General features: G+C 61.0%; 23 protein-coding genes. 13 read left to right on the top strand and 10 right to left on the bottom strand.

The window, feature by feature from the left end; genetic code table 11:
- Window positions 1-3: 3 nt before the first annotated feature.
- From trpE to Q1A34_RS03970, 3 genes are all read left to right on the top strand, one after another.
- A complete protein-coding gene (gene trpE / locus Q1A34_RS03960) occupies window positions 4-1,515 on the top strand; it encodes an anthranilate synthase component I (RefSeq protein ID WP_300031025.1) in 1,512 nt (503 codons plus the stop codon).
- Between the two features lie 3 nt (window positions 1,516-1,518).
- Complete coding sequence (locus Q1A34_RS03965) at window positions 1,519-2,556, top strand: succinylglutamate desuccinylase/aspartoacylase family protein (RefSeq protein WP_300031028.1); 1,038 nt, start codon at window positions 1,519-1,521, stop codon at window positions 2,554-2,556.
- 196 nt (window positions 2,557-2,752) lie between these two features.
- Window positions 2,753-4,792 (top strand): EAL domain-containing protein, encoded by a 2,040-nt coding sequence (locus tag Q1A34_RS03970; protein WP_300031031.1) that lies wholly within the window; start codon window positions 2,753-2,755, stop codon window positions 4,790-4,792.
- Window positions 4,793-4,803: 11 nt separating this feature from the next.
- Here Q1A34_RS03970 and Q1A34_RS03975 read toward each other — a convergent pair whose 3' ends face one another.
- Entirely contained in the window at window positions 4,804-6,768 is a 1,965-nt protein-coding gene (locus tag Q1A34_RS03975; RefSeq protein WP_300031034.1) for a divergent polysaccharide deacetylase family protein, read from the bottom strand.
- 189 nt (window positions 6,769-6,957) lie between these two features.
- On the opposite strand from Q1A34_RS03975, the gene Q1A34_RS03980 reads away from it, so the two are divergent.
- From Q1A34_RS03980 to lexA, 7 genes are all read left to right on the top strand, one after another.
- Window positions 6,958-7,539, top strand: a complete 582-nt coding sequence (locus tag Q1A34_RS03980) for an aminodeoxychorismate/anthranilate synthase component II (protein ID WP_300031037.1) — start codon at window positions 6,958-6,960, stop codon at window positions 7,537-7,539.
- Window positions 7,536-8,552 carry an anthranilate phosphoribosyltransferase gene (gene trpD, locus Q1A34_RS03985; protein ID WP_300031040.1) on the top strand — a complete coding sequence of 339 codons (1,017 nt, stop codon included), beginning with the start codon at window positions 7,536-7,538 and terminating at the stop codon, window positions 8,550-8,552. Before Q1A34_RS03980 ends, trpD begins: the two co-directional genes overlap by 4 nt.
- Entirely contained in the window at window positions 8,549-9,220 is a 672-nt protein-coding gene (locus Q1A34_RS03990; RefSeq protein WP_300031042.1) for a uracil-DNA glycosylase, read from the top strand. Before trpD ends, Q1A34_RS03990 begins: the two co-directional genes overlap by 4 nt.
- The gene (trpC, locus tag Q1A34_RS03995; RefSeq protein WP_300031044.1) at window positions 9,217-10,029 is read left to right on the top strand and encodes an indole-3-glycerol phosphate synthase TrpC; all 813 of its coding nucleotides are present in this window, start codon (window positions 9,217-9,219) and stop codon (window positions 10,027-10,029) included. The genes Q1A34_RS03990 and trpC overlap by 4 nt, the downstream gene beginning before the upstream one ends.
- Window position 10,030: 1 nt before the next feature.
- The gene (moaC, locus tag Q1A34_RS04000) at window positions 10,031-10,510 is read left to right on the top strand and encodes a cyclic pyranopterin monophosphate synthase MoaC (protein WP_300031047.1); all 480 of its coding nucleotides are present in this window, start codon (window positions 10,031-10,033) and stop codon (window positions 10,508-10,510) included.
- Complete coding sequence (gene glp, locus Q1A34_RS04005) at window positions 10,507-11,679, top strand: gephyrin-like molybdotransferase Glp (protein ID WP_300031050.1); 1,173 nt, start codon at window positions 10,507-10,509, stop codon at window positions 11,677-11,679. Before moaC ends, glp begins: the two co-directional genes overlap by 4 nt.
- A gap of 67 nt (window positions 11,680-11,746) precedes the next feature.
- Window positions 11,747-12,448, top strand: coding sequence for a transcriptional repressor LexA (gene lexA, locus Q1A34_RS04010; RefSeq protein ID WP_300031053.1), 702 nt, complete (start codon window positions 11,747-11,749; stop codon window positions 12,446-12,448).
- A gap of 21 nt (window positions 12,449-12,469) precedes the next feature.
- Here the strand turns inward: lexA and Q1A34_RS04015 are convergent, their stop codons facing one another.
- Complete coding sequence (locus Q1A34_RS04015) at window positions 12,470-14,524, bottom strand: ComEC/Rec2 family competence protein (protein WP_366942804.1); 2,055 nt, start codon at window positions 14,522-14,524, stop codon at window positions 12,470-12,472.
- Between the two features lie 89 nt (window positions 14,525-14,613).
- Between Q1A34_RS04015 and gltX the strand changes: the two genes are divergently transcribed.
- The 3 genes from gltX (at window position 14,614) to Q1A34_RS04030 (ending at window position 18,096) form a co-directional block, all read left to right on the top strand.
- Window positions 14,614-16,038, top strand: a complete 1,425-nt coding sequence (gene gltX / locus Q1A34_RS04020; RefSeq protein ID WP_300031058.1) for a glutamate--tRNA ligase — start codon at window positions 14,614-14,616, stop codon at window positions 16,036-16,038.
- A gap of 88 nt (window positions 16,039-16,126) precedes the next feature.
- On the top strand, window positions 16,127-17,422 hold the full coding sequence (gene gltA / locus Q1A34_RS04025) for a citrate synthase (protein WP_300031061.1): 1,296 nt from the start codon (window positions 16,127-16,129) through the stop codon (window positions 17,420-17,422).
- 368 nt (window positions 17,423-17,790) lie between these two features.
- Window positions 17,791-18,096 carry a hypothetical protein gene (locus Q1A34_RS04030; RefSeq protein ID WP_300031064.1) on the top strand — a complete coding sequence of 102 codons (306 nt, stop codon included), beginning with the start codon at window positions 17,791-17,793 and terminating at the stop codon, window positions 18,094-18,096.
- A gap of 6 nt (window positions 18,097-18,102) precedes the next feature.
- On the opposite strand, the gene Q1A34_RS04035 is transcribed toward Q1A34_RS04030, so the two are convergent.
- From Q1A34_RS04035 to Q1A34_RS04070, 8 genes are all read right to left on the bottom strand, one after another.
- The gene (locus Q1A34_RS04035; RefSeq protein WP_300031067.1) at window positions 18,103-18,879 is read right to left on the bottom strand and encodes an enoyl-CoA hydratase-related protein; all 777 of its coding nucleotides are present in this window, start codon (window positions 18,877-18,879) and stop codon (window positions 18,103-18,105) included.
- Between the two features lie 91 nt (window positions 18,880-18,970).
- A complete protein-coding gene (locus Q1A34_RS04040; RefSeq protein ID WP_300031070.1) occupies window positions 18,971-19,426 on the bottom strand; it encodes a cytochrome c-type biogenesis protein in 456 nt (151 codons plus the stop codon).
- Window positions 19,423-21,387: a heme lyase CcmF/NrfE family subunit gene (locus tag Q1A34_RS04045; RefSeq protein ID WP_300031073.1), complete on the bottom strand. Its 1,965-nt coding sequence runs from the start codon at window positions 21,385-21,387 to the stop codon at window positions 19,423-19,425. The genes Q1A34_RS04040 and Q1A34_RS04045 overlap by 4 nt, the downstream gene beginning before the upstream one ends.
- 59 nt (window positions 21,388-21,446) lie before the next feature.
- Window positions 21,447-22,034: a holin family protein gene (locus tag Q1A34_RS04050; RefSeq protein WP_300031076.1), complete on the bottom strand. Its 588-nt coding sequence runs from the start codon at window positions 22,032-22,034 to the stop codon at window positions 21,447-21,449.
- A complete protein-coding gene (locus tag Q1A34_RS04055; RefSeq protein WP_300031079.1) occupies window positions 22,025-22,636 on the bottom strand; it encodes a holin-associated N-acetylmuramidase in 612 nt (203 codons plus the stop codon). The genes Q1A34_RS04050 and Q1A34_RS04055 overlap by 10 nt, the downstream gene beginning before the upstream one ends.
- Window positions 22,637-22,715: 79 nt before the next feature.
- The gene (gene ccmE / locus Q1A34_RS04060; protein WP_300031081.1) at window positions 22,716-23,159 is read right to left on the bottom strand and encodes a cytochrome c maturation protein CcmE; all 444 of its coding nucleotides are present in this window, start codon (window positions 23,157-23,159) and stop codon (window positions 22,716-22,718) included.
- Between the two features lie 6 nt (window positions 23,160-23,165).
- Window positions 23,166-24,194, bottom strand: a complete 1,029-nt coding sequence (gene argC, locus Q1A34_RS04065) for an N-acetyl-gamma-glutamyl-phosphate reductase (RefSeq protein ID WP_300031085.1) — start codon at window positions 24,192-24,194, stop codon at window positions 23,166-23,168.
- A gap of 25 nt (window positions 24,195-24,219) precedes the next feature.
- The gene (locus Q1A34_RS04070; protein ID WP_300031088.1) at window positions 24,220-25,029 is read right to left on the bottom strand and encodes an aspartate/glutamate racemase family protein; all 810 of its coding nucleotides are present in this window, start codon (window positions 25,027-25,029) and stop codon (window positions 24,220-24,222) included.
- Window positions 25,030-25,049 lie beyond the last annotated feature (20 nt).

Raw genomic sequence — 25,049 nt, forward strand, 5'->3', positions numbered from 1 at the left:
CCGATGGCTCTGACACCCGAGTTTGACGCCTTTGAGACGGCCTGGAAGGCCGGGCAGAACCAGATCGTTTTCACGCGGCTGGCGGCGGATCTGGACACGCCCGTCTCGCTCATGCTGCGTCTGACGGGCGCGCAAAAAGATGCCTTTGTTCTGGAATCGGTTACCGGTGGCGAGGTGCGCGGGCGCTATTCGATCATTGGTATGAAGCCTGATCTGGTCTGGCGCTGCCGGGGCGAGACCAGTGAGGTTAACCGCGCGGCGCGGTATGACGCCGAGGCCTTTGCGCCCATGCAGGGTAATCCGCTGGATGCGCTGCGCGCCCTGATCGCAGAAAGCCGGATCGACCTGCCCGAGGACCTGCCCCAGGCCGCAGCGGGGCTCTTTGGATATCTGGGATATGACATGGTGCGGCTGGTCGAACACCTGCCGCATATCAACCCGGATCCGCTGGGCCTGCCGGATGCGGTCATGCTGCGCCCATCGGTTGTCGCGGTGCTCGATGGTGTTAAGGGCGAGGTCACCGTGGTGTCCCCGGCCTGGGCCTCTGACGGGCAGTCCGCCCGCGCCGCCTATGCCCAGGCAGCCGAGCGTGTGATGGACGCAGTGCGCGATCTGGAACGCGCCATGCCAGCCGCAACCCGTGATCTGGGCGATGCTGTGACACCGGGCGAACCGGTCAGCAATTTCACCCACGCAGGATACAAGCAAGCGGTTGAGAAAGCACGGGAATATATCGTGGCGGGCGATATCTTTCAGGTTGTGCCCGCGCAGCGCTGGACCCAGGATTTTCCCCAGGACCCCTTCTCGCTCTACCGGTCCCTGCGGCGCACGAACCCCTCGCCGTTCATGTTCTATTTCAATTTTGGTGGCTTTCAGGTCATCGGCGCCAGCCCAGAAATTCTGGTGCGCGTTTTCGGTCAGGAAGTCACGATCAGGCCGATTGCAGGAACCCGCCCGCGTGGCGCGACACCCGAAGAGGACCGCGCGCTGGAGGCGGATCTGCTGGCCGACAAAAAGGAACTCGCCGAGCATCTGATGCTGCTGGATCTGGGCCGCAACGACGTGGGCCGGGTTGCGAAAATCGGCACGGTGCGCCCCACAGAAGAATTCATCGTCGAGCGTTATTCCCACGTGATGCATATCGTGTCGAACGTCGTGGGCGAGCTGCAGGAGGGCAAGGACGCGCTGGATGCCTTCTTTGCGGGCATGCCTGCGGGCACAGTATCGGGCGCGCCCAAGGTCCGCGCAATGGAGATCATCGACGAGCTGGAGCCCGAAAAGCGCGGCGTCTATGGCGGCGGTGTGGGCTATTTCAGCGCGGGCGGCGATATGGATATGTGCATCGCGCTGCGCACCGCTGTGGTGCAGGACAAAAAGCTTTATATTCAGGCCGGTGGCGGTGTCGTCTACGACAGCGACCCGGAGGCCGAGTACATGGAGACCGTGCATAAATCCAATGCGATCCGCCGTGCTGCTGCCGATGCGGCCCGCTTCTCGCGCGACGGAAACAGCTGATCCATGGCCCGCGCTGCTTTTGAGATCGCGGGCCGCAGTTTTGCGCCGGGCAGTGCGGGGATCGTGCATCTGCCGGTCTCCACCCTGCCCGATCACACCCCGGTCAATCTCTCGGTGCAGGTGCATCACGGCAAACGCGCCGGACCTGCCGTTTTTGTATCTGCTGCCGTGCACGGCGACGAGGTGATCGGCGTGGAAATCGTGCGCCGTCTTCTGCGTGCGCCGCAGCTCAATACGCTGCGCGGCACGCTGCTGGTGGTGCCGGTTGTCAACTCCTTCGGCTTTCTGAACCGTTCAAGATATTTGCCGGACCGGCGCGATCTGAACCGCTGCTTTCCCGGGCATCCTTCGGGCTCACTGGGTGCGCGGCTGGCGCATATTTTCCTCAACGAGGTGGTGCTGCGCTGCGATACCGGCATTGATCTGCACTCTGCCGCGATCCATCGCACCAACCTGCCGCAGATCCGGGTATCGCCCGGTGACAAGACGACGGCAGATATGGCCCAGGCCTTTGGTGCGCCGGTCATCCTGACCTCCCCGCTGCGCGACGGGTCGCTGCGCGCCGAGGCCGCAGAGCGTGGCACGCCGGTTCTGCTTTATGAGGCGGGCGAAGGTCTGCGGTTTGACGAAATGGCGGTCCGGGCAGGTGTCGCCGGCATTCTGCGGGTGCTGCGCAGCATGGATATGCTGCCCGCAAAGGGGATCGCCAAAGCACGCGCGCGGCCCTACCTGTGCAAATCCTCAACCTGGCTGCGCGCCCCTGCCGGTGGTTTGCTGCGCACCTTCCGCGCCGAGGGGGAAATGGTCAGCCAGGGCGATGTGCTGGCAAGCGTATCGGACCCCTTTGGCGACGTGGAAACCGATCTGATTGCGCCGTCAGACGGCATCCTGATCGGGCGCGCTATTCTGCCGGTCGTCAACGAAGGGGACGCGGTTTTTCACCTCGCAGCGCTGAGCCCGCAGGCAGCCGAGCATACCGTCGAAGGGCTGGCCGCGCAGCTGGAAAGCGACCCGCTGTTTGATGAGGATGAGATCATCTGAGCACCGGTCCGACGGTGGGATTTGATTAAAAACTGGCCAACTTGGCAGAGCGCAAAGCGGTCCCGTTTGGGACTTTATCAACGTTCTTACATCAGAACTATCGTCGCACAAGACCGGTCTTTTACCGCCGGCCGCGAGGAAAGCCGAGAATATGAGCCGCCGATTTTGGTTCCGCAGGCACGGAACACGCCGCTTCATGCAGAAGTTCTGCATTTCGAAACCGGATCAGCTCTGGAAACGATATGTCCTGGCCATAACCTTTCTGGTGGGCATGCTGGGCACGGTTCATGCGGTATCCCTGGCCAGCACCAGAATGCTGGACAGACACGCGGAACTGGCAGGGCTCGCAGCCGACCAGCGCATGCTGAGCCAGCGCGTCCTGTTCTATATGAACCGCTTTGCTGAGACCGGCAGCCAGTCCACCAAAGAAGGTCTGATCACTGCAGCCGAAGCTTTTGAGCAAACCCACAGGCTGCTGAACGCACGCCAGGACCTGCCACCAGAGGTGCGCTCTTATTACACCGGCTCCGGCGACATACCGCTGGATCAGCTGTCAGCCCGGTTTGGCGCAATGGCAATTTATTTTCCAGATTCCACTGGTGAGGAACGCGAAAACATCCGCGAGCAGCTGAACCTCTGGGCCAAGACGGAACTGCTGGACCGCCTGGATGCGATGGTTGCTCTTTATGATGCCGGCGTCTCCCAACAACTTTCACGGCTGAAACAGGTACAGCATGCGGCCTTCTTCTGTGCGCTTCTGCTTCTGACCATTGAAGCGTTGCTGATTTTTCTGCCAGCACAGATCAGTGTGACCCGGGCCTTTCAACGTCTGGAACGTCGCAAAGCGCAGCTTCTGACATCTCACCGCAAAGCGCAGGACCGGAACGCCGAACTTATACAGGTGCACAGATCGCTGAACTATGCCGCTACGCATGACCCGCTTACAGGCCTCGCAAACCGGCGCGCGGTACAAAGCTATATGAACACTTTCGAAGTGACAGAGGAGAACGGCGATGTCGGTATCTGCCTTCTCAAAATCGATCTGGATCATTTCAAGGCCGTCAATGACACGCTGGGACACGGGGCGGGTGATGAGGTACTGGTCAGGGTTGCCCGTCTTCTGAATAAACATGCCCGCAGAGAAGACTTTGTCGCCCGTATCGGCGGCGATGAATTCATTATGGTGCTGACCTCGCGCCTCGCACCGGACTATGTCGAGGACCTGGGCGCCAGGATCATCGCCGCGGCCAGCGCCCCGATGTCGATCCAGGGGCAGGTCTGCCGCATCGGCGCCAGCATCGGCTACACCTTTGCCAGTTCCTCGACCGCAACACAGGACCAGCTGCTGATCGAGGCTGATCTGGCGCTTTACCGGGCGAAACGCGCAGGCCGGGGCACGGTTTGCCGTTATTCAGATGAAATGCGTTCGGACATCGAAACGCGGCACGTGCTTTTTGACGAAATCAACCGCGGCTTTACCGAGGATCAGTTCAAGGCCTTTATCCAGCCACAGGTCTGCACACAAACGGGTGAGCTGACCGGCGGCGAAATCCTTGTTCGCTGGAACCATCCTGAACGCGGGATCGTGCCGCCAGCACTATTCATGGCCGCGGCAGGCGAAGCCGGGCTGCTGAACCAGATCGACATGCTGATGCTGGAAAAAGGACTGGATCTGCTGGAATCGGTGCGTGCACAGGGCGTGAACCTGCCGAAAATCTCCTTTAACGCCTCTCCGGCAACCCTGCGCGATCCTTTCCTGCCAGAACGGATGATGCAGGAAGTGCGCGCGCGTCACCTCCAGCCTTCGGACCTCTCGCTCGAAGTGCTGGAGACGACACTCATCGAAAGCGGAGAGGATGTGGCCGTGGAAACCGTAAACCGGATTGCCGAGGCAGGTTTCTCGGTTTTCCTCGACGATTTTGGTACTGGCTATGCTTCGATTTCAACTTTGGCACATCTCAGGCTGAGCGGGCTGAAGCTGGACCGGTCGCTGATCTCACCTGTTCCGGAGGCACGGGCCGAAAGCATTATCAGCGCACTGGTCGACCTGTCCAAAAGGCTGGATATGTCCATTATCACCGAGGGCGTCGAGACACACGAACAGCTGGACGCGGTCCACAGGCTGGGATGCAATATCATCCAGGGCTTCCTGATCGCCGAGCCTATGCCGCAGGAAGAGTTCACGACCTGGTATCAGAGCGGTGCTGACGCCCCGATGGACCGCCTGCGGGCCTGAGATCTGATCTCTCAGATCCCGTCCTGAACCGTCAGCGCAGCACTGACCGGCACGATCGCCACACGTCCGGCTCTGTCCTGGAGCGCCCAGAGCAGCAGGGCAGTCACTGTCTCTTCGCGCAACCGGCCGAGCATCACAACGCCGCCTTCCTGTGTGGCACGAAAAGCGGCCTGATCCAGGAAACGGCGGATGACAGCCGGAGACTGGCCCTCGCCGTCAAAGTCCCGGAACACCACAGCCGACGGAACGCCTGCGCGCGCAGCAAGTTTCTGCACGGTATTCAGACCACGGTTTTGCGTCACAAATCCATGGCCGCTGTCCGCGAGGCTTCCTGTGATCTGCGCACTGGCGTCCCGGGTGGTCTGCACCCCTGTGCCGGGGCCTTCAAGCACGCCAACCGCTTCCGGCACGGCCTCGAGCGCTGCGGCCAGCGTTACCGCGGCATCACTGGCGTTTGCACCCTCGGGCAGATCGACCAGCGACAACACCTCAAAACCCTGCGCACGGTACGCCGTAGCCCGTTCCGCCGCGTCCGGCAGCGTGGCATCGACGGCGAAACTGACCGGATAGGGAAAACTCCGCAACGCGGGTAGTCCGATTGTTCCCGCAGACAAATCCGCGCCGCCGTCCATCAGAACGATGGCCATCACCGGTTTGTCGTCCGGATTTTCGGCGGGCACAGCGAAACGTTCCACCGGACGGGATGGTGCCGCCTCAGGGTCCTGCGTGGCTGTTTCATCTGGCGTGTCCGGCGCGACTGTTTCGGGTGCCGGTGCTTCTGACGCGTCTGTGTCGTTTGTATCTCCAAGATTTGGTAGCCGGTTGGTGCGTATCCCCTGAGCCAGATCGCCCAGCGTTCCCTGCAGCGCACCGTTGGCAGGTGCTGCTTCCGTCGCTGGTTTCGCAGGGGGCGGGCCGGAGGATACATCCGCGATGGCGGCCGCCTCATCGCGTGGCTGCTGCACAGTTTCAGGCCGCACAACGGCGGTTTCGATCTCGGGCGCGCGCTCCGGACTGGTGGAAACGGTCTCTCCCGTCGGGGCGACCGGCGCGGGCGCCTCTGTCTGAGCTGGTGTGGTCTGAACGGCGGGGGCATCGGCGGTCGCCGTATCCGTCCCCGAAGACGCCTCGGCATCATTGGGGACAGCTTCAGAACCGGACTGCAAAGGGACGGTCGAAGTGTCCGCGCGGCCCGGCGTTTCTTCCGACGGGCTGATGAGCGCGGCCAGTTCTACACCTGCATCACCTGTCCCGGGCGTTTCTGGTTGCTGTGTTTCCAGACCGACCTCGGGACCCATTGCTGCAAAGGCAGACTGCTCGGCAGGTACCGGTGGCACAGGCGGTTGTGCAGGATCCACCGAAATCGAGGTTTCAGCGGAGGCGGATGGTGCGACAGGAACCGCTGGCGCAGACAAACCGGCGATCTCGGTCTGAACAACCGGCGCGCCGGGCTGAACCGGATCAGAGACAACCGTTTCGGACCCTGTCGGGGCGGTCGGCATGGGCGTTTGCGGGACAGGCAATGCGGCACTGTCCGTCGATACGCTGACCGTCGGCTCTGTCGCTGGCGCCGCAAGGCTGGTGGTCTGCCCGGCACCAGCCACCGGTGCGTCCACAGCAGGTGCGTTCAGTGCAGTCGCGGGCGCGGCAGAAGGATCCGGCGTACCAAGGGAAGAAGCGCTCCCGGCGAGCGGTACGGCAGCTGGCATTGTGTCACTGCCGCGAAGTCCCGCGAGCGTATCGGGTTCAGGTGCTGTTTCAAACGCGGTGGCTGCGACCGGGGCCTGTCCCACCGGCTCAGGCTGCACTGGCGCAGTCGGCTCTGACGTGGTGGGCTGTTGCGCAATCTCTGTCGTCCCGGACGTCTCCGGTGCCACGACAGCACCCGGCCCGTCGGCAAGAACAGACAGCAGGACAACGCCGCTCAGACTGACGCAGCTGCCCCACACCATCCCTCTGATAAAACTTCTGGCCACCCTGCGCCCGTCCTCTCAGTTTTCTCACCCCCGGCTCCGGGCACGCGGCCACTCAACCGTCCTGCGGGTTTCCTCTCACATGCGCGGCGGCGCCACCTCTTGACGCAGGCTACCAACCCTGAACATGTATGCGCGATGTATACCGCGTCTGGGGCCTCTGTCTCCAGCCCTGAAAGTAAAGTTTTGGACATGTTGCTGCTGATCGACAACTACGACAGTTTCACCTACAACCTTGTGCATTATCTGGGCAGCCTGGGCGCAGATATTGTGGTCCGGCGCAATGACGCCCTGGATGTGCAGGAAGCGATGGGGATGAATCCCGCTGGCATTCTGCTGTCACCCGGCCCCTGCGATCCTGATCAGGCAGGTATCTGCCTGGCGCTGACGCAGGCAGCAGCGGAAACCCGCACGCCGCTGATGGGTGTCTGTCTGGGCCATCAGACCATCGGGCAGGCTTTTGGTGGCAGCGTTGTCCGCGCCGACGAGATCGTTCACGGCAAAATGGGGCACATCAGTCACCGGGGCACAGGCCTTTTTGCCGGACTGCCCAGCCCCTTTGACGCGACCCGGTATCACTCCCTGGTGGTCGAGCGGGCCAGCCTGCCGGACGCCCTTGAAATCACGGCTGAGCTGCAGGACGGCACGATCATGGGCCTGCAGCACAAAGAGCTGCCCATTCACGGCGTTCAGTTTCATCCGGAATCAATAAGATCCGAGCATGGCCACGCGCTTTTGCAGAATTTCCTCAATGAGATGAAGGTACCCGCATGAGTGACGCGCTGAAACCGCTGATCGGTGCGGCAGCAGATGGCCCGCTGACCAAAGCCCAGGCCGAGCAGGCCTTTGCCATATTGTTTGAAGGTGAAGCCACACCCAGCCAGATCGGCGGTCTGCTGATGGCGTTGCGCACACGCGGTGAAACAGTGGATGAATACGCCGCCGCCGCCGCTGTAATGCGCGGCAAGTGCAATGCGGTACAGGCGCCGGCAGGTGCGATGGACATCGTCGGGACCGGCGGCGACGGAAAAGGAACGCTCAATATCTCAACGGCGACGGCATTTGTCGTCGCAGGGGCCGGTGTCGTGGTGGCCAAGCACGGCAACAGGAATCTGAGCTCAAAATCGGGTGCTGCGGATGCGCTGACCCAGATGGGGCTGAACGTCATGGTCGGCCCCAAAGTTGTGGAGAAAGCCCTGGCCGAGGCGGGGATCGGGTTCATGATGGCCCCGATGCACCATCCCGCGATTGCCCATGTGATGCCAACCCGGGCCGAGCTCGGAACACGCACGATTTTCAACATTCTGGGGCCGCTCACCAATCCTGCCGGTGTCAAACGGCAGCTGACGGGCGCGTTTTCACGCGATCTGATCCGCCCCATGGCGGAAACCCTGGCCGCACTCGGCTCCGAGCGGGCCTGGCTGGTGCACGGGTCGGACGGCACGGACGAGCTGACGATCACGGGTGTCAGCTGGGTGTGTGATCTGGCGGAGGGCACTGTTACAGATACAGAAGTGCACCCGGAGGACGCCGGGTTGCCGGTGCATCCCTTTGAGGCGATCGTCGGCGGGACACCTGAGGAAAACGCGCGTGATTTCCGGGCCCTGCTGGCCGGTGAACCCTCTGCCTATCGCGATGCCGTTCTGCTGAACTCAGCAGCAGCGCTGGTTGTGGCCGGGGTAGCTGCTGATCTTAAAGACGGCGTGGAACAGGCCCGCCAGTCCATCGACAGCGGTGCGGCATCCGACAAGATCGCGGCAGTTGCCCGGATCACTCAGTCCGCGTGAGCCGGTTTGACCTGAGCCGTCTGGGGGACTGGGCAGCCTTACCCTTTTTTCATGAGGATCTGCCCGGGATCGCAGAGCGCCTTGCCGCCGACACCCGCGAAATACTGCCGCCCAGAGAGCAGGTGTTCGCTGCCCTGGAACGCACCCAGCCTGATGCCACGCGTGTGGTGATACTGGGCCAGGACCCCTACCCAACACCCGGACACGCACATGGTCTCGCCTTTTCGGCAGAGGCAGACGTCAAACCGCTGCCGCGTTCACTGGGGAACATCTTTAAGGAACTGCAGGCCGATACCGGTGCCCGCCCCATAGATGCGGATCTGCGGTTCTGGGCAGATCAGGGGGTTTTGCTTTTGAACACATGCCTGACGGTGCCGGCAGGAAACGCCGGAGGACATACAAAGCTGGGCTGGCAGAACCTCACAGCACAGGTGCTGGACAGGCTGGCGGCAGAACCGCGCGTCTTTCTGCTCTGGGGCGCTGCGGCGCATAAGGCAGCGACGGGAATTGATCCCGAACGGCACCTGAAGATTATGACGGCGCATCCCTCGCCCCTGTCTGCGCGACGCGGATTTTTCGGTTCCCGTCCCTTTTCGCGCAGCAATGCATGGTTGCAGGCCCGTGGCCATCAGGCCATAAACTGGGCCAGCGCGCCGGAGGCCATATGACAGACACGATCCTTGATAAAATCAAAGCATACAAACTCGAAGAGGTCGCCGCCGACAAAGCGGTCAAACCGCTGGCAGACGTCGAGGCCGAGGCCCGCGCGGCAGGCCCTGTGCGCCCCTTTGCCGAAAATCTGCACCAGAGGTCAATTTCGGGCTATGGCCTGATCGCAGAGATCAAAAAAGCCAGCCCGTCCAAAGGGCTGATCCGTGCAGACTTTGATCCGGCCGCTCTGGCCATGGCCTATGCAGAAGGCGGTGCCACCTGTTTGTCAGTGCTGACAGACACGCCCAGCTTTCAGGGCGCGAAAGAGTTTCTGGTTGCGGCCCGCGCCGCCTGTGATCTGCCGGTTCTGCGCAAGGATTTCATGTACGACACCTACCAGGTCGCCGAGGCGCGCGCGATGGGGGCCGATTGTATTCTGATCATCATGGCCTCGGTCAGCGATGAGCAGGCAGCCGAGCTTGAAGAAGCGGCGGCAGAATGGGGCATGGATGCGCTTCTGGAGGTTCATGATGCCGCCGAACTGGAACGCGCCAGCCGCCTGAAAAGCCGCCTGATGGGCATCAATAACCGTAACCTGAAGACTTTTGAAACAACTCTGGACACCACGCGCACCCTGTCGTGCGATGTGCCCGCAGACCGGCTGATTGTCGCGGAATCCGGGCTGAGCACGCCCGCCGATCTGGCAGATATGGCAAAATACGGCGCGCGGATTTTCCTTATCGGAGAAAGCCTGATGCGTCAGGACGATGTGGAAACCGCAACACGGACCCTACTGGCCAACCCCGTCACGGCCGGGGGGATGTGACATGTCAGGCAAGCTCACGCATTTCGACACCAAGGGCGATGCACATATGGTCGATGTGGGCGACAAGGCCGTGACGGACCGGATTGCCGTGGCCGCCAGCTACATTAAGATGCAGCCGGAAACATTTGAAATTATTTCAGAAGGCCGCGCGAAAAAAGGGGATGTTCTGGGAGTAGCACGGCTGGCTGGCATCATGGCGGCCAAACGCACGTCCGATCTCATTCCGCTGTGCCACCCGCTCCCCATCACCAGGGTCGCTGTCGAGCTGACACCGGATCCTGACCTGCCGGGCTTTCGTATTGAAGCGACCGTAAAGACCACTGGTCAGACCGGGGTGGAGATGGAGGCGCTGACGGCGGCCTCTGTCGCGGCCCTGACAGTCTATGACATGGCAAAAGCCGTGGACAAGGGCATGGAGATCGGCGGCACCCGCGTTCTCTTGAAAGACGGCGGCAAATCAGGCCGTTACGTGGCGCAATGATCAGTGTCGCAGAGGCACTGGGCGCGCTCTTTGACCTTGTCGGCCCCACTGCCCCGGAAATGGTTCCCCTGCGCGCCGCTGCGGGACGCGTGCTGGCCCGGGATGTCAGCGCAACACGGACCCAGCCTCCATTTGCCGCCTCATCCATGGATGGCTATGCGCTCAAACGTACTGAGGTTGAACCCGATGCGATGTTCCGCGTCATCGGAGAGGCCGCCGCCGGTCACCGCTATGATGGCACGGTTGGCCCCGGTCAGTGCACGCGCATTTTCACGGGCGCCCCCGTGCCGGACGGTGCGGATTTTGTCGTCATTCAGGAGGACGTGACCCGCCGTGGCGGTCTGATCACCCTGAACCGTGACGTGGACAGCAAAAACAACATCCGGCCCGCCGGGGGTGATTTTGCCAAAGGCGATATCATGTCCGCGCCGCGCTGGCTGAACCCGGCGGATATTGCCCTTCTGGCCGCGATGAACATCGCAGAAGTGCCGGTATTCCGTGCGCCGCAGGTGGCACTGCTGGCGACAGGCGACGAGCTTGTCATGCCCGGCGAAACACCCGGGCCCGATCAGATCATCGCATCGAATACGTTCGGTCTGGCCGCACAGCTTGAGGCACTGGGCGCGGTTCCACGGCTGATGCCGATTGCCCGCGACACGGAGAACTCTCTGAAAACCGTTCTGGACCTGGCGCAAAGCGCTGATCTGATCATCACCATCGGCGGCGCTTCTGTCGGTGATCATGATCTTGTGGCAGGCGTCGCGGCGGATATGGGCATGGACCAGTCATTTTACAAAGTGGCGATGCGGCCAGGCAAACCCCTGATGGCAGGCCGCCTGAACGGTGTCCCGATGATCGGTCTGCCGGGCAACCCGGTCTCTGCCCTTGTGTGTGGCACTGTCTTTGTTGCGCCGGTGGTCCGCGCGATGCTCGGACTGCCTGCCGAACCTGCTGCAAGGCAGACCGCACCACTGGCCCGGGACATGCCCGGCAACGGTCCGCGCGAGCACTACATGCGCGCGCGCCTTGGACCAGACGGGCTCGATCCGTTCACACGCCAGGACAGTTCACTGCTGACCGTTCTGGCCGGTGCTGACGCGCTGATGGTTCGTCCGCCAAAGGATCCGGCGCGGGCCGCAGGCGAGACGGTGGAATACATTCCCATCTGAGCGGCTGTTGACACAAAACGTGAACAAGACTAGAACAAAACCACATCTTGTGGCGAAGGGACAGGACATGCTCACAAAGAAGCAACTGGATTTGCTGGACTTTATCAACAGGCGACTGCAGCGGGACGGTGTTCCGCCGAGTTTTGACGAAATGAAAGAAGCGCTGGATCTGCGCTCGAAATCAGGCATCCACCGTCTGATCACAGCGCTGGAAGAGCGCGGATTTATCCGCCGCCTTGCGCACCGGGCCCGCGCCATCGAGATCGTAAAGCTGCCGGAATCGCTGGGTGGTGCACCACAGCCCGGCTTTACCCCCCGCGTGATCGAGGGGGACCGCCCCGATGCGCCGCCCCCGCGCGGTGCCCAGTCTGTCAGCGGGGCCTATGCGACAGAACTGCCACTTATGGGTCGGATTGCAGCGGGCGTGCCGATCGAGGCGATCAGTCAGCAGTCTGCCAGCGTGGCCGTGCCCGGTGGCATGATCAATGGCCAGGGCAATCACTATGCGCTTGAAGTCAAAGGTGATTCGATGATCGAGGCGGGCATCAACGACGGCGATGTCGTTGTCATCCGCGAAACCTCGGTGGCAGACAACGGCGATATCGTTGTGGCACTGGTCGAGGACCATGAGGCAACGCTCAAGCGCTTTATGCGCAAGGGCGGCAGCGTGGCACTGGAAGCCGCCAACCCGGCCTATGAAACCCGCGTCTTTACCGAAGACAAGGTCAAGGTTCAGGGCAAACTGGTCGGTCTGATCCGCACCTACTGATTGCCACAGGCATGGACGGGGTTATCCCCGTCCGTCTTTGCCCCCTGCCTCTTTCCACTGCGTCCAGAGGCGATGACCGGTGACATCCCGGACAGTAACCGTTCGCAGACCATCGCCTTCGGGCATCAGCGCAACCGCGCCAGTTGCGCGCAGGCGTTCAGGGTCGAAAACCTCGCACCCCGCAGGCAGTACAGGCAGATCGTTGTTTGCGACAATAATCTGGCCTGGCACGCATCCGGTAAAGCTCTCCGTGGCTTTCTTGCCCGACAGATGCACAAGGGTGATCCCCCCCGGCAGCCTGCCCGCACCATCCTCGGGCCAGCGCCCGGCGGCGGTTTCCTGTGGAACAGGGGTTCCGTCATTTTCCAGCCAGTTGCTGGCGATAAACCCTGCACCTTTTGGTTTGCTGAGCGCACGACCCTCCCGGGTCATCAATCCGACGAGGGAGCCGTTTTCCGCGATCAGACCCAGCGGGCGTTCCACCTGCGTCCAGAGTACAAAGGCCATGACAACCGGTGCAGCCCCCAGCACTTTCAGACGTCCCTGCCACAGGATCATAAACAAAAATCCAAGCGCGATCATCGGCAGCACTGCATTTCCGGGCCCCGCCACGAAAGACCGCGCGCCCTCCAGACCCGCGACAAAGGTGCCGACGGCCAGGATCCATTTCAGGCCCAGCCCCATGACCCACAGACCCATCCAGTCCAGCCCGAAAGGTGCCAGAATACCGGCCAGAACAGCTGCGGGCACGACGACAGACCCCATCACAGGCACCGACAAAAGGTTTGCCATCAGACCGTAGTGCGAAATCGCGTTGAAATGCGCGGCACCAATGGGGGCCGTTGCGAGGCCCGCCACACCCGAAGACATCAGCACCGCGACCACCGGTGCCGCCCATTTGGGGCCGGTAGAGATCCTGTGATCCCGGATATAGCCAAATACAGCCACCAGCGCTGTCGTGGCCGCGAAAGACATCTGAAACCCGGGGCCCAGCAGGGCTTCGGGCCGCAGAAAGAGGACGATTGTGGCGGCGATGGCCACGCCGCGCAGGCTGATGGCCCGCCGGTTGACCAGAATGGCCGTCAGGGCGACGGCGACCATGATATAGGCGCGTTCTGTTGCGACATTGCCACCTGACAGGGCCAGATAGAGCGTGGCGGCCATAAGCGCCCCCACCGCGGCGGTCTTTTTGGCCGGAATGCGCAGCGCAAGCGGGGGGATCAGCGCAATAACCACGCGCAAGAGCGCAAAGACAAATCCGCTGAGAAGCCCCATGTGCAGGCCCGAAATGGCCAGCAGATGCGCCAGGTTGCTGGCGCGCAGGTCCTCCAGCGCCCGCTGGCTGATGCCCGACCGCGCACCTGTCGTCACCGCGACCGCAACGCCGCCCACATCGCCCGGCAGCACCTCCATCACCCGGGCAGAGGCTGCCATACGCATGCGGAAAACGGCCAGTCCTGCGGCCCCCTCGCTGGCGGGTGCTATGGCCAGCACAGGCACACGGGTATAGCCCACGCCCCCCAGCTGGCCGAACCACGCATGGCGCTGAAAATCGAACCCGCCCGGCTCCACCGGACCACCCGGCGGGGACACATGGGCCGTTGTCATGACCCGCAGGCCAGGCGCGGGTACGACGCTGGCGCTCTGGTCTCCGTGCAGGGATATCCGGACTTTCGTGGGTGTGCGTTCGGGCGAAATCCGCTCCATCACCACCTGATCCAGCGTCAGGCGCAGCGCGTCGGATCCGCTGCGGTCAATATTCACGATACGCCCCTCAACCGGGCCGTAATACCGCCAGCCCAGGACCGGACCGGCCACATCATGAGCGCGCTCCGCCGCCAGCAGAAACCCACCGGCAACCAGCGCCAGCGCGACGGCCAGGGGCCCGGCAGCCTCGCCCAGGAAACGGGCCAGACCCAGCAAGGCAAGGCCCAGAATGGCAACAGCCGCCAGAAAGCTCAGAGATGGCTCAAAGCGCAGGGCAAAATACCAGCCGATGCCGACCGCAAGGCACACCGGCACCCATTCGAACATATGCCCGCGCTGGAGCAGAAGAATGGCTCTGATCGTCCGCACGCAGCACCTCCTTGCCCCCGGACACTGCACTGGATAGACACGGGGGCAAGGATTATCCCCCCATGGTTACTGAAAGGTAAACGCGCCTTATGTCCGCTCAGGTTGTCACCCGTTTCGCCCCCTCTCCGACCGGTTTTCTGCATATCGGCGGCGCCCGTACCGCGCTTTTCAACTGGCTTTACGCCCGGGGCCGTGGCGGAAAATTCCTGCTGCGCATCGAGGACACAGACCGGGCACGCTCAACACCCGAGGCCACCGATGCAATCCTGGAAGGCATGGCCTGGCTGGGGCTGGATCATGACGGCGGGGTTGTCAGCCAGTTCGACAATGCGCCACGCCACGCTGCCGTCGCGCACGAACTGCTGGCGGCGGGCAAAGCCTATAAGTGCTTTGCAACTCCCGAAGAAATCACTGCGTTTCGCGAAGCCGCGCGCGAAAAAGGCGAAAGCACGCTCTTTCGTTCGCCCTGGCGGGATGCGAACCCGGCCAACCATCCTGATGCGCCCTTCGTGATCCGCATCCGCGCACCACAAAGCGGTGAAACGGTCATCCGTGACGAGGTTCAGGGCAATGTCACCATCCGCAACGATCAGCTGGATGACATGATCCTGCTGCGTTCGGATGGCACGCCTGTCTATATGCTGGCCGTCGTCGTCGATGACCATGATATGGGCGTCACACACGTGATCCGCGGTGACGATCACCTGAATAACGCCGCCCGGCAGATGATGATCTATGAGGCCATGGAATGGGATGTACCCGTCTGGGCGCATATTCCGCTGATCCACGGACCCGATGGTAAGAAGCTCAGCAAACGGCACGGCGCGCTCGGCGCTCAGGAATACCAGGCAATGGGATATCCGACGGCCGGCATGCGAAACTATCTGGCGCGACTGGGCTGGAGCCACGGGGATGATGAGTTTTTCACGGACGCCCAGGCCCGCGACTGGTTCGATCTGGACGGGATCGGCAAAAGCCCGGCCCGGTTTGACTTCAAAAAACTGGAAAACCTGTCAGGTCAGCACATCGCCGCCGCAGATGATGCGGCACTGCAGCAAGAGGTGGAGGGTTTTCTCCGGGCCGCCCACCAGCCTGAGTTGAACCCTGCACAACGCGCTTTGCTGGGAAAAGCGATGTACTGCGTTAAGGAACGGGCCAAGACTTTCCCTGAACTCCTTGACAAAGCTTACTTTGCGTTAACCTCGCGCCCGATCACAATTGACGAAAAAGCCGCAAAAAACCTAGATTCTGTATCCCGTGGTATACTGGGCGAATTGACGCCGCAGCTGCAAAATGCTACCTGGAGCAGAGAAAATCTCGAAGCGGTTCTGAACGCATTCGCAGAGGCCAGGGAGACAAAGTTCGGCAAGCTTGCCGGTCCTTTGCGCGCTGCACTTGCGGGTCGTGCTGTAACACCTTCGGTTTTTGATATGATGCTGGTGCTCGGGGCAGAAGAGAGCCTCGCCCGGCTGAAGGATGCCGCTGAACAGGCCGCAGGGGACCCCCCCGCATGATCGCGCGCAGATAACCTGGCAGGACGCAAGACCGCTGCGTCCGGAGCCGACAGGCGGGTCCACCGCCCACAGACCGGAAGGACGACAGATGGCCGAAAGCACGAAATTCGCAAAGCTGACGATTGATGGAAAGGAGTACGATCTTCCGATCTATTCCCCGACCGCAGGCCCCGACGTCCTTGATATCCGCAAACTCTATGCGCAGGCCGGCGTTTTCACCTATGACCCAGGTTTCACCTCTACGGCCAGCTGCGACAGCACGATCACCTTTATCGACGGTGGCGCAGGCGAATTGCTGCACCGGGGCTATCCCATTGATCAGCTTGCAGGCAAGTCCCACTATCTGGAGGTGTGCTATCTGCTTCTGTACGGTGAGCTCCCCTCGCCCGCGCAGCTTGAGGATTTCGAAAGCCGTGTAACAAACCACACTATGCTGCACGAGCAGATGATGAATTTCTTCCGCGGGTTCCGCCGCGACGCGCACCCGATGGCCGTTATGGTCGGGGTGGTCGGCGCAATGTCCGCCTTTTATCACGACAGCACCGACATCAGCGACCCGTGGCAGCGCGAAGTGGCCTCGATCCGTCTGATCGCGAAAATGCCGACCATCGCCGCGATGGCCTACAAATACACAATCGGTCAGCCCTTTGTGTATCCGCGCAACGATCTGGATTACGCGTCGAACTTCCTGCGGATGTGCTTTGCAGTCCCGGCCGAAGACTATGAGGTCAACCCGATCCTCAGCCGTGCCATGGACCGGATCTTTACACTGCATGCAGACCACGAGCAGAACGCCTCGACATCGACCGTGCGTCTGGCGTCCTCCTCGGGCGCGAACCCGTTTGCCTGTATTGCTGCAGGCATTGCCTGTCTCTGGGGCCCTGCCCACGGCGGCGCCAACCAGGCCTGCCTTGAGATGCTCAACGAAATCGGGACACCGGACCGCATCCCCGAGTTCATTGCCCGCGCCAAGGACAAGAACGACCCGTTCCGCCTGATGGGCTTTGGACACCGCGTCTACAAGAACTTTGACCCCCGCGCCAAAGTGATGAAGGAAAGCGCCGACGAGGTGCTGGAACTGTTGGGCGTCGACAACAATCCGATCCTGCAGGTGGCCAAAGAACTCGAAGCCGCAGCCCTGGCAGATCCGTATTTTGCGGACAAAAAGCTGTTTCCGAATGTCGATTTCTATTCCGGCATCATTCTGGAAGCGATGGGTTTCCCCACATCGATGTTCACGCCGATCTTTGCACTTGCGCGGACCGTCGGCTGGATCTCGCAGTGGAAAGAACAGATCAGCGATCCTCAGCTCAAAATCGGGCGTCCGCGTCAGCTTTATCTGGGCGAGAACAGCCGCGACTACAGCGACATCGAAAACCGCTGATCCCCACACACCAATTGCATCGCAACGGGCTGCCTTTAGGGGCGGCCCGTTTTTCGTCCCGGCGCCCGAATCGCAAATGTCACCAAATGGTTACAGCGGTGTGTTTCAGGCGTTAACTGTAAACCAGGCGCCACCTGAAAAAAGACAAAAATGTGTCATTGTTTCTGCGCCAGCGCCAATGACGCCGATTTCTTGACGCCCGCGTTCAGCGATGAATAGATGATGACAGCCCGCGATATTCCGACGGGCTGGTTGTGCAGCACTGGCTGCCGGACGTGCCCTGCACGCGCCGCTGAGGGGGCAGCCTTTTTGTCAGTAACCAGGGCCCTGCACCGGCGGCGGCCTGCAGGTATGAAAAGAGTTGTACGATGCCATTTTCACACGCCACGCCTTCCCAGGGCGGCCTTGCCCGCACTATGCCCATCGCCACAGATTATGTGCCGGGCCCGGAAGGTGCGCTGATCCATGACGACGACGCATCATCTGACCGTGTGGCCGTGGTGTATGATCAGGGCGAAACGCCGCCCGAAATCACAGTCACCAACGCCGGAAACTGCATTCAGACAGTGCACGCAAACGGTGTCGCGGTTGCGGTCGTAGCACGCGCCGAAGGCCCCCGGCTGACAGCCGATGATGTTCTGCTGGTTGAGCGCTTTTCCGGCAAATCGCGCTGAGCCGCCTCAGCGGCCTTCGAATTTTGCGGCACGCTTTTCCGTAAATGCCAACACTCCTTCTTTGAAGTCGCGGGACTTGCCGCAGTTGCCCTGCTGGCGGGCTTCCAGTGCCAGTTGTTCCTCAAAGGAGTTGTCCCAGCTGCTGCGGATAACCTTCTTGATCGCGGCGTATGCCGCCGTCGGTCCCTGTGCCAGATGGGCCGCGCGGGCTTTCCATGTCTCTTCAAAGGCATCGTCTGCAACGGCTTCCCAGATCATGCCCCAGTCGTCGGCCTGACGTGCGCTGATTTTGTCTGCAAAGAGAGCCGCCCCCATGGCTTTTGCGCCCCCCATTGTGCGCGGCATCACCCATGTACCGCCCGCATCCGGTATCAGACCAATGCGTGAAAAAGCCTGCAGAAAATAGGCGCTTTCTGTCGCAATCACCACATCAGCAGCCAGCGCCAGGTTTGCCCCTGCCCCTGCGGCGGCACCGTTTACCGCAGCAATGGTAGGCACAGGGCAATCGGCAATGGCGCGCAGCATCGGCGCGTATTCATCGCGCAGGGTCCGTTCCAGATCGATACTGTCTGCACCAACACGGTCGCCCAGATCCTGGCCGGAGCAGAACGCGCGCCCTGCCCCTGTGATCACAACCACACGCATCCTCTTGCCCGCTTCGGTCACTGCATAGGCCACTTCCGCCCGCATCTGGGTGGTCAGCGCATTCATCCGGTCGGGCCGGTTCAGCGTGATGGTTGCCACGCCGTCTTCCTGAGTGCAGATGAGCGTCTGATAGTCCATGAGGTGTCCTTTCCCTGATCGGACCACCTGTGACAGCCGTCCCGCGACAACTCATACCAAACTGAACGGTTCAGAAAAGGGAAACGATGCGTCAGTCCCGCATGATTTCCTGCAGCCGGGCCGTTTCCGCCTCGGTCAGAGCCTGATCCTGCGGCGCGGCGGCTGTGGACCGGCCCCGCAGATAGACCACCCCCATGCCCGCCGCAAAAAGCAGCATCAGAGGCCCCGCCGCATAGAGCAGCCAGTTGGCACCGGTCACGGTAGGTTGCAGCAGCACGTATTCGCCATAGCGTTCGACAATAAACCCGACGACCTCTTCGTCGCTGTCGCCCTGGGTCAGCCGGTCGCGCACCAGCAGGCGCAGATCTTTGGCGATGTTGGCGTTGCTCTCGTCGATACTCTCGTTCTGGCAGACCGGACATCGCAGCCCTTTGGAAATGTCCCGGGCGCGCTCTTCCAGGCGCGGGTCAGACAACACTTCATCCGGCTCCACAGCCAGTGCGGCATCGGACAGAAGCGTCAGAACCATTACCAGAACCCGGATCATTCCGCAGGCACCGGATCTGCCGTTTTACGCGCGCCTGCGGCAACACGGAACCTGCGGTCGCTGAGGCTGAGAAGCCCGCCCAGGGCCATGAGCCCGCTGCCAATCCAGATCCAGTTGGTAAAGGGCTTGATATACGTCCGCACCGCCCATCCCCCCTGGGCCTGCGCATCACCGATGACAACATAGACGTCTCGCGCCAGATCATAGTCGATTGCCGCTTCTGTGGTTGGCATCTGGGCCACCGGATAAATCCGTTTTTCAGGGGTCAGCCTGGCGATCTCCCGACCGTTCTGCGACAGGATCACAAAACCCATGGTGGAGATATAATTAGGGCCCTCGACCTGCTGCACATCGTCCAGGGTCAGCGTGTAGCTGCCGACGTCAAAGGGCTCGCCCAGCTGTGCCACGCGGATGTCTTCCATCTGCCATGCTGTCAGACCGGCGACCCCCATGATGGTCAGACCCAGACCGGCATGCGCGACCATTTTACCCCAGTCCGCCCGTGGCAGACGGGTCAGTCGCGCCCAGCGGCCCGGCCCGCGACCCGCCCGCTGAACAAGGTCGATCACCGTGCCCATCACAACCCAGGCCGCGAGGAACATACCCACCGGCCCCACAAGACTGCGGCCTGTCTGCATGGCCCATGCAAGCCCGCCAACCGCCAAGGCAAGCACAAAGGCATACCTCAGGGGACGCACAGCGCGCGCAATCCGCGCCCGTTTCCAGGGCATTGCGGATCCGATCGGAAGGATCAGACCCAGCAACACCATGAAGGGCGTGAAAGCCATGTTGAAAAACGGCGGGCCAACGCTGAGTTTGCGGTCAAAGAACATCTCGGCCACCAGTGGCCACATCGTACCCACAAAGACCACAAAACAGGACACCGCCAGCAGCAGGTTATTGGCCAGAAGCGCGCTTTCCCGGCTGACGAGGCCAAAAATACCCTTGGCCTCCATTGTGCTTGCGCGAAATGCAAAGAGGATGAGCGCGCCGCCCATAAAGAAACCCATAATCATCAGAATAAACACGCCGCGCTCGGGATCATTGGCGAAAGCATGCACCGACGTCAGCAAACCCGAGCGGACAATGAACGTACCGATGAGCGAAAACCCAAAAGCCAGGATGGCCAGCAGGATTGTCCAGCTTTTCAGGCTTTCGCGCTTTTCAACGACGATTGCCGAATGGAGCAGTGCCGCAGCCAGCAGCCAGGGCATGAAAGACGCGTTCTCGACCGGGTCCCAGAACCAGAAGCCGCCCCAGCCCAGTTCATAGTACGCCCACCATGACCCCAGAGCGATACCGATGGTCAGGAAAACCCAGGCGGCAAGCGTCCACGGCCGTACCCAGCGCCCCCACGCCGCATCCACTCTGCCCTCGATCAGCGCGGCCACGGCAAAGCTGAAGGCCATGCTCAGCCCGACATACCCCAGATAAAGAAAGGGCGGATGAAAGGCGAGCCCGGGATCCTGCAGCAATGGGTTCAGGTCCTGCCCGTCAAAAGGTGGGACCGCCATACGCAGAAACGGGTTGGATGTGAAAATGATGAAGGCAAAGAACGCGACCCCAATTGCCGCCTGCACGGCCAGGACGCGTGCGCGCAGTGTCGGAGGCAGATTGTTGCCAAACCACGCCGCCATGGCCCCAAAAAGCGTCACAATCAGCACCCAGAGCAGCATGGAGCCTTCGTGATTGCCCCATGTTCCGCTGATCTTGTAGAGCATCGGCTTTGCAGAGTGGCTGTTCAGAACAACCAGCCGCAGACTGAAATCAGAGGTGACAAAGGCCCACATCAAGGCGGAAAAAGCAAAGGCTGTCAGCAAAAACTGAATGTTTGCAGCGGGTTCCGCCACGGCCATCCATGACGGCCAGCGTTTATGCGCGCCGACGAGCGGCACAATGGTCTGCACGATGGCGACGAGAAACGCGAGGATCAGCGCGAAATGTCCGAATTCTGTAATCATATTGCGGACTATAAGCCGCGCCCGGCGCCGGTCCAATGACAAAGCGCCGGATCAACGGATCACTTTGTCGCGGGTGGCAGAGTGGTGCGCCATTCGTCCAGAGCCACGTTGTTTTCCGGCTCAACCGACAAAAGCCCCAGCCGCGCGTCATTCCCGGTATCTGCGACCCCCGGTGTGTCCGCCCGCAGCGCTTTCAGCGCCGAGATATTCCGGATCACTTTCGGTGCCTGAGCAACCGTCTGCGCAATAGAGCGCTGAAACTGCTGACTTTTTACCTGGTGACGCGCCCCGAAGTAGAAAGACACAATCACACCCAGCAACCACCACAGCGGCTCGGGCACCAAAGCGATGCCCTGCATCCGTGCCGCAAACCATATCGGGTCCACCATTGCCGCCAGGAAAAGCCCAAGGGTTCCCAGGGCCAGTGCAGGCCGGGGGATCCTGTTGACCCCATCCATGATGCGGTCAAACAGCCCGTCGCGTTTCGATTCAAACTCCCGGGCGTATTGTTTGAGCGACTCTATGCGCAGTTCCTGATCCCGAACGGCGTCCTCTTCAGCATTTTCGCGAAACACTTCAACTGTGTCTTTCAACACATTGCGTCCGCCACCAAAAATCGTATTGAGTATCCCTGTGATCAACCCCATGATGCGACCCTTTCCTGAAACTGCCTGTCCGTCAGATGGTAGCGGGCGGAAATGAATTCCTCTGCGCGCCTGATCCACCCGCCTTTGCCACCGGAGCGGCTGCGGGCGTATTTCCGGCTCGCCGCCCGGCGATCCGCGATCCGAAAGTAGTAGTTGCGGCGGGCAATGCCGTAGGCATCGGCAAGGTGTTCCGGCGCTTCCATCCAGGCCGCCTGTGCCGCGCCGATGGTCTTCGGACCCAGCGCGCCATCGACTGCAATCTTGTGCCCCATGTCACGCAAAAGCCGCTGCAGAATTCGCACCGCATTGCTGCCCGCGTTGACATACATATCAAAAACGCTGGCATGCAGGGCCTGTGGCAGCATGGCGATCATCGGCTTTTCAAAATAGTGTTTCTCAAAAATTTCAATGGCCTGTTCGCGGGTGAGCGCCCGGACATCGGCGACCGAAACCACCCCGTCGCCATCGAGATCGAGACCCAGCTGGCGCATTGTGTGAATGGTGACGCCATGGTTGGTGGCACCTCCCGGGTCATCCGGGTCGTTTACAAAACCACCTTCGCGCGCCACGATTTCCGTGGCGATCTGCCTGACTGTCTGCATTGCTGTCCCCTTCGCGCAAATCTGTTGCGCTGGAAGATGCCGTGCCGACAATGAATTCCGATTAATACACCGTACGGTGCTAGCTGTCCGATCCCTTGTAGACGCCCTGTTCCTTCAGAGCATCCACGACCTCTTTCGGCATATAAGTCTCATCATGTTTTGCAAGAATTTCAGATGCTTCAAAGACGCCGTTAATGTACCTTCCGGTACCGACCATACCCTGGTTCTCCTCAAAGAGATCAGGCAGAACACCGGTGTAAGTCACCGGCACGACCGCCCCGCCGTCTGTCACACTGAAGCGGATCGTCTTGCCCTGTCCGCGCTGCAATGATCCTTCGGTCACAAGGCCCCCGATCCGGAAAACCTCTTCCGGCCCGGGCGGTTCAGCCAGTACCTGACTGGGCGCCCGGAAAAAGTTGATGCCATCCCGCATCGCATAACCGATCAGCACGGTGGACAATACCAGCGCGACTGCAGCTACAGAAATTACCTGAATACGTCTTTGTTTTTTCAGGCTTTTCATCTTACCTCACGGAAACAGCGGTGCCATCATCAGACCTTCGGTCTCGTCAATACCTAACATCAGATTGGCGTTTTGCAACGCCTGCCCGCTGCTTCCTTTTGTCAGGTTATCCAGCACACCGACTACGATGACCCGACCGGGCAGCCGATCCTGCACAACACCGATATGGCAAAAATTGGAACCACGGATATGGCGCGTCCCTGGAACTTCACCAAGGGGAAGAACGGTCACGAATGGCTCGCCTTTGTATGCCTTTTCCAAAGCATTATGAATATCTTCCACGTCACCTTTAACGTAAGAGGTCGCCAGAATGCCGCGATTGGCAGGGACCAGATGAGGCGTAAACTGCACCTGGACCAGACGTCCGGCCAGAGATGAAAACTCCTGGTCGAACTCCCCAAGATGCCTGTGCGTGCCCCCGACGGCATAGGCATTGTACCCTTCGGAAAGCTCGGCGTGCAGAAGGTTTTCCTTCAGACTCCGCCCTGCGCCAGAGACTGCACACTTGAGGTCCAGAATGATTTCATCCAGATCAATCAGCCCGCCAGCGATCAGCGGTCTGAGCATATACTGCCCGGTCGCGGCGTTGCATCCTGTACCGGCCACAAGACGGGCATTCCGGATCTCCTCCCGGTAGAACTCAGTCAGACCGTAAACGGCTTCCTTCTGGATCTCAGGCGCCGCATGAGGATTGCCATACCATTTTTCATAGGCCTCCGGGTCACGCAGCCTGAAATCAGCACTGAGATCCACGATTTTCAGGTCATGGGGCAGCCTGGAAATAACATCCTGGCTGGTCTTGTGCGGCAGCGCGCAAAAGCACAGATCAATGTTTGCAAAGTCGATCTGATCTATTTGCAAAAGTGTTGGCAGATCCAGATAACGCAAATGAGGGAACACCTGCGCGATGGACTGGCCGGCTTTGGAATTTGCCCCCAGCGCTTTGATTTTCATGGAAGAGTGCCCGGCGATCAGCCGGATCAGTTCAGCGCCGGTGTAGCCCGACGCGCCAAGGATAGCGATTGAGTAAGTCATTGTTTTGTCCGTAAATGAGGAGAGATCAGGCTGCCTGGAACGTGATCTGTCGTCGGAGGAACTGTGTTGCACGATCACTGACGCGGCGCGGGTCGCCCGTGGTCAGAAACGCGGCCTGCCCGGTTCCGAGCATATCCGGATGCCGGTCAAGGTAGTCGGCCAGACTGTCTGCAACCAGCGATGCCTGACTGAACACTTTTACCTCATCGCCCAAAGCTGCCTGGAAACTGTCCTGCATCAGCGGGTAATGCGTACAGCCCAGGATCGCGGCGTCAGGTGTGGGCATCTTGCGCTGCAATGCGTCCACATGGCTGCGCACAAGAGCTTCGGCCAGGATCATGTCACCGTCTTCGATCGCATCAACGACACCGCCACAGGACTGCGCCTCGACATCTACACCGATCGCGCGGAATGCCAGCTCGCGCTGAAACGCGCGGCTCGCCACGGTCGCAGGGGTCGCAAAGAGGGCCACATGCCGCACTGCAACCTCGCGCGGTGGCGAGTTATCGCCCCACTGGCGCTCCGTCAGCGCCTCGATCAGCGGGACAAAAACACCCAGCACCCGCTTGTCAGGCGGCACCCAGCTTTCCTGCATCCGCCGGAGTGCCGCAGCAGACGCGGTGTTGCAGGCCAGAACAGCAAGGTTGCACCCGGCGTCAAACAGCCGCTCGACTGCTTTACAGGTCAGCTGATAAATATCATCTGAGGTGCGAACGCCATATGGCGCATGTGCACTGTCGGCCAGATACACTACCGGCAGATCGGGCAGACGCTGATGGACGGCATCCCAGACGGTCAGCCCCCCCAATCCACTGTCGAAAATCCCTACCGCCATGGTGACCGGCCTCTCAATAC

Origin of the sequence: uncultured Roseobacter sp. (assembly GCF_947491795.1) — a bacterium.
GTDB lineage: Bacteria > Pseudomonadota > Alphaproteobacteria > Rhodobacterales > Rhodobacteraceae > Roseobacter.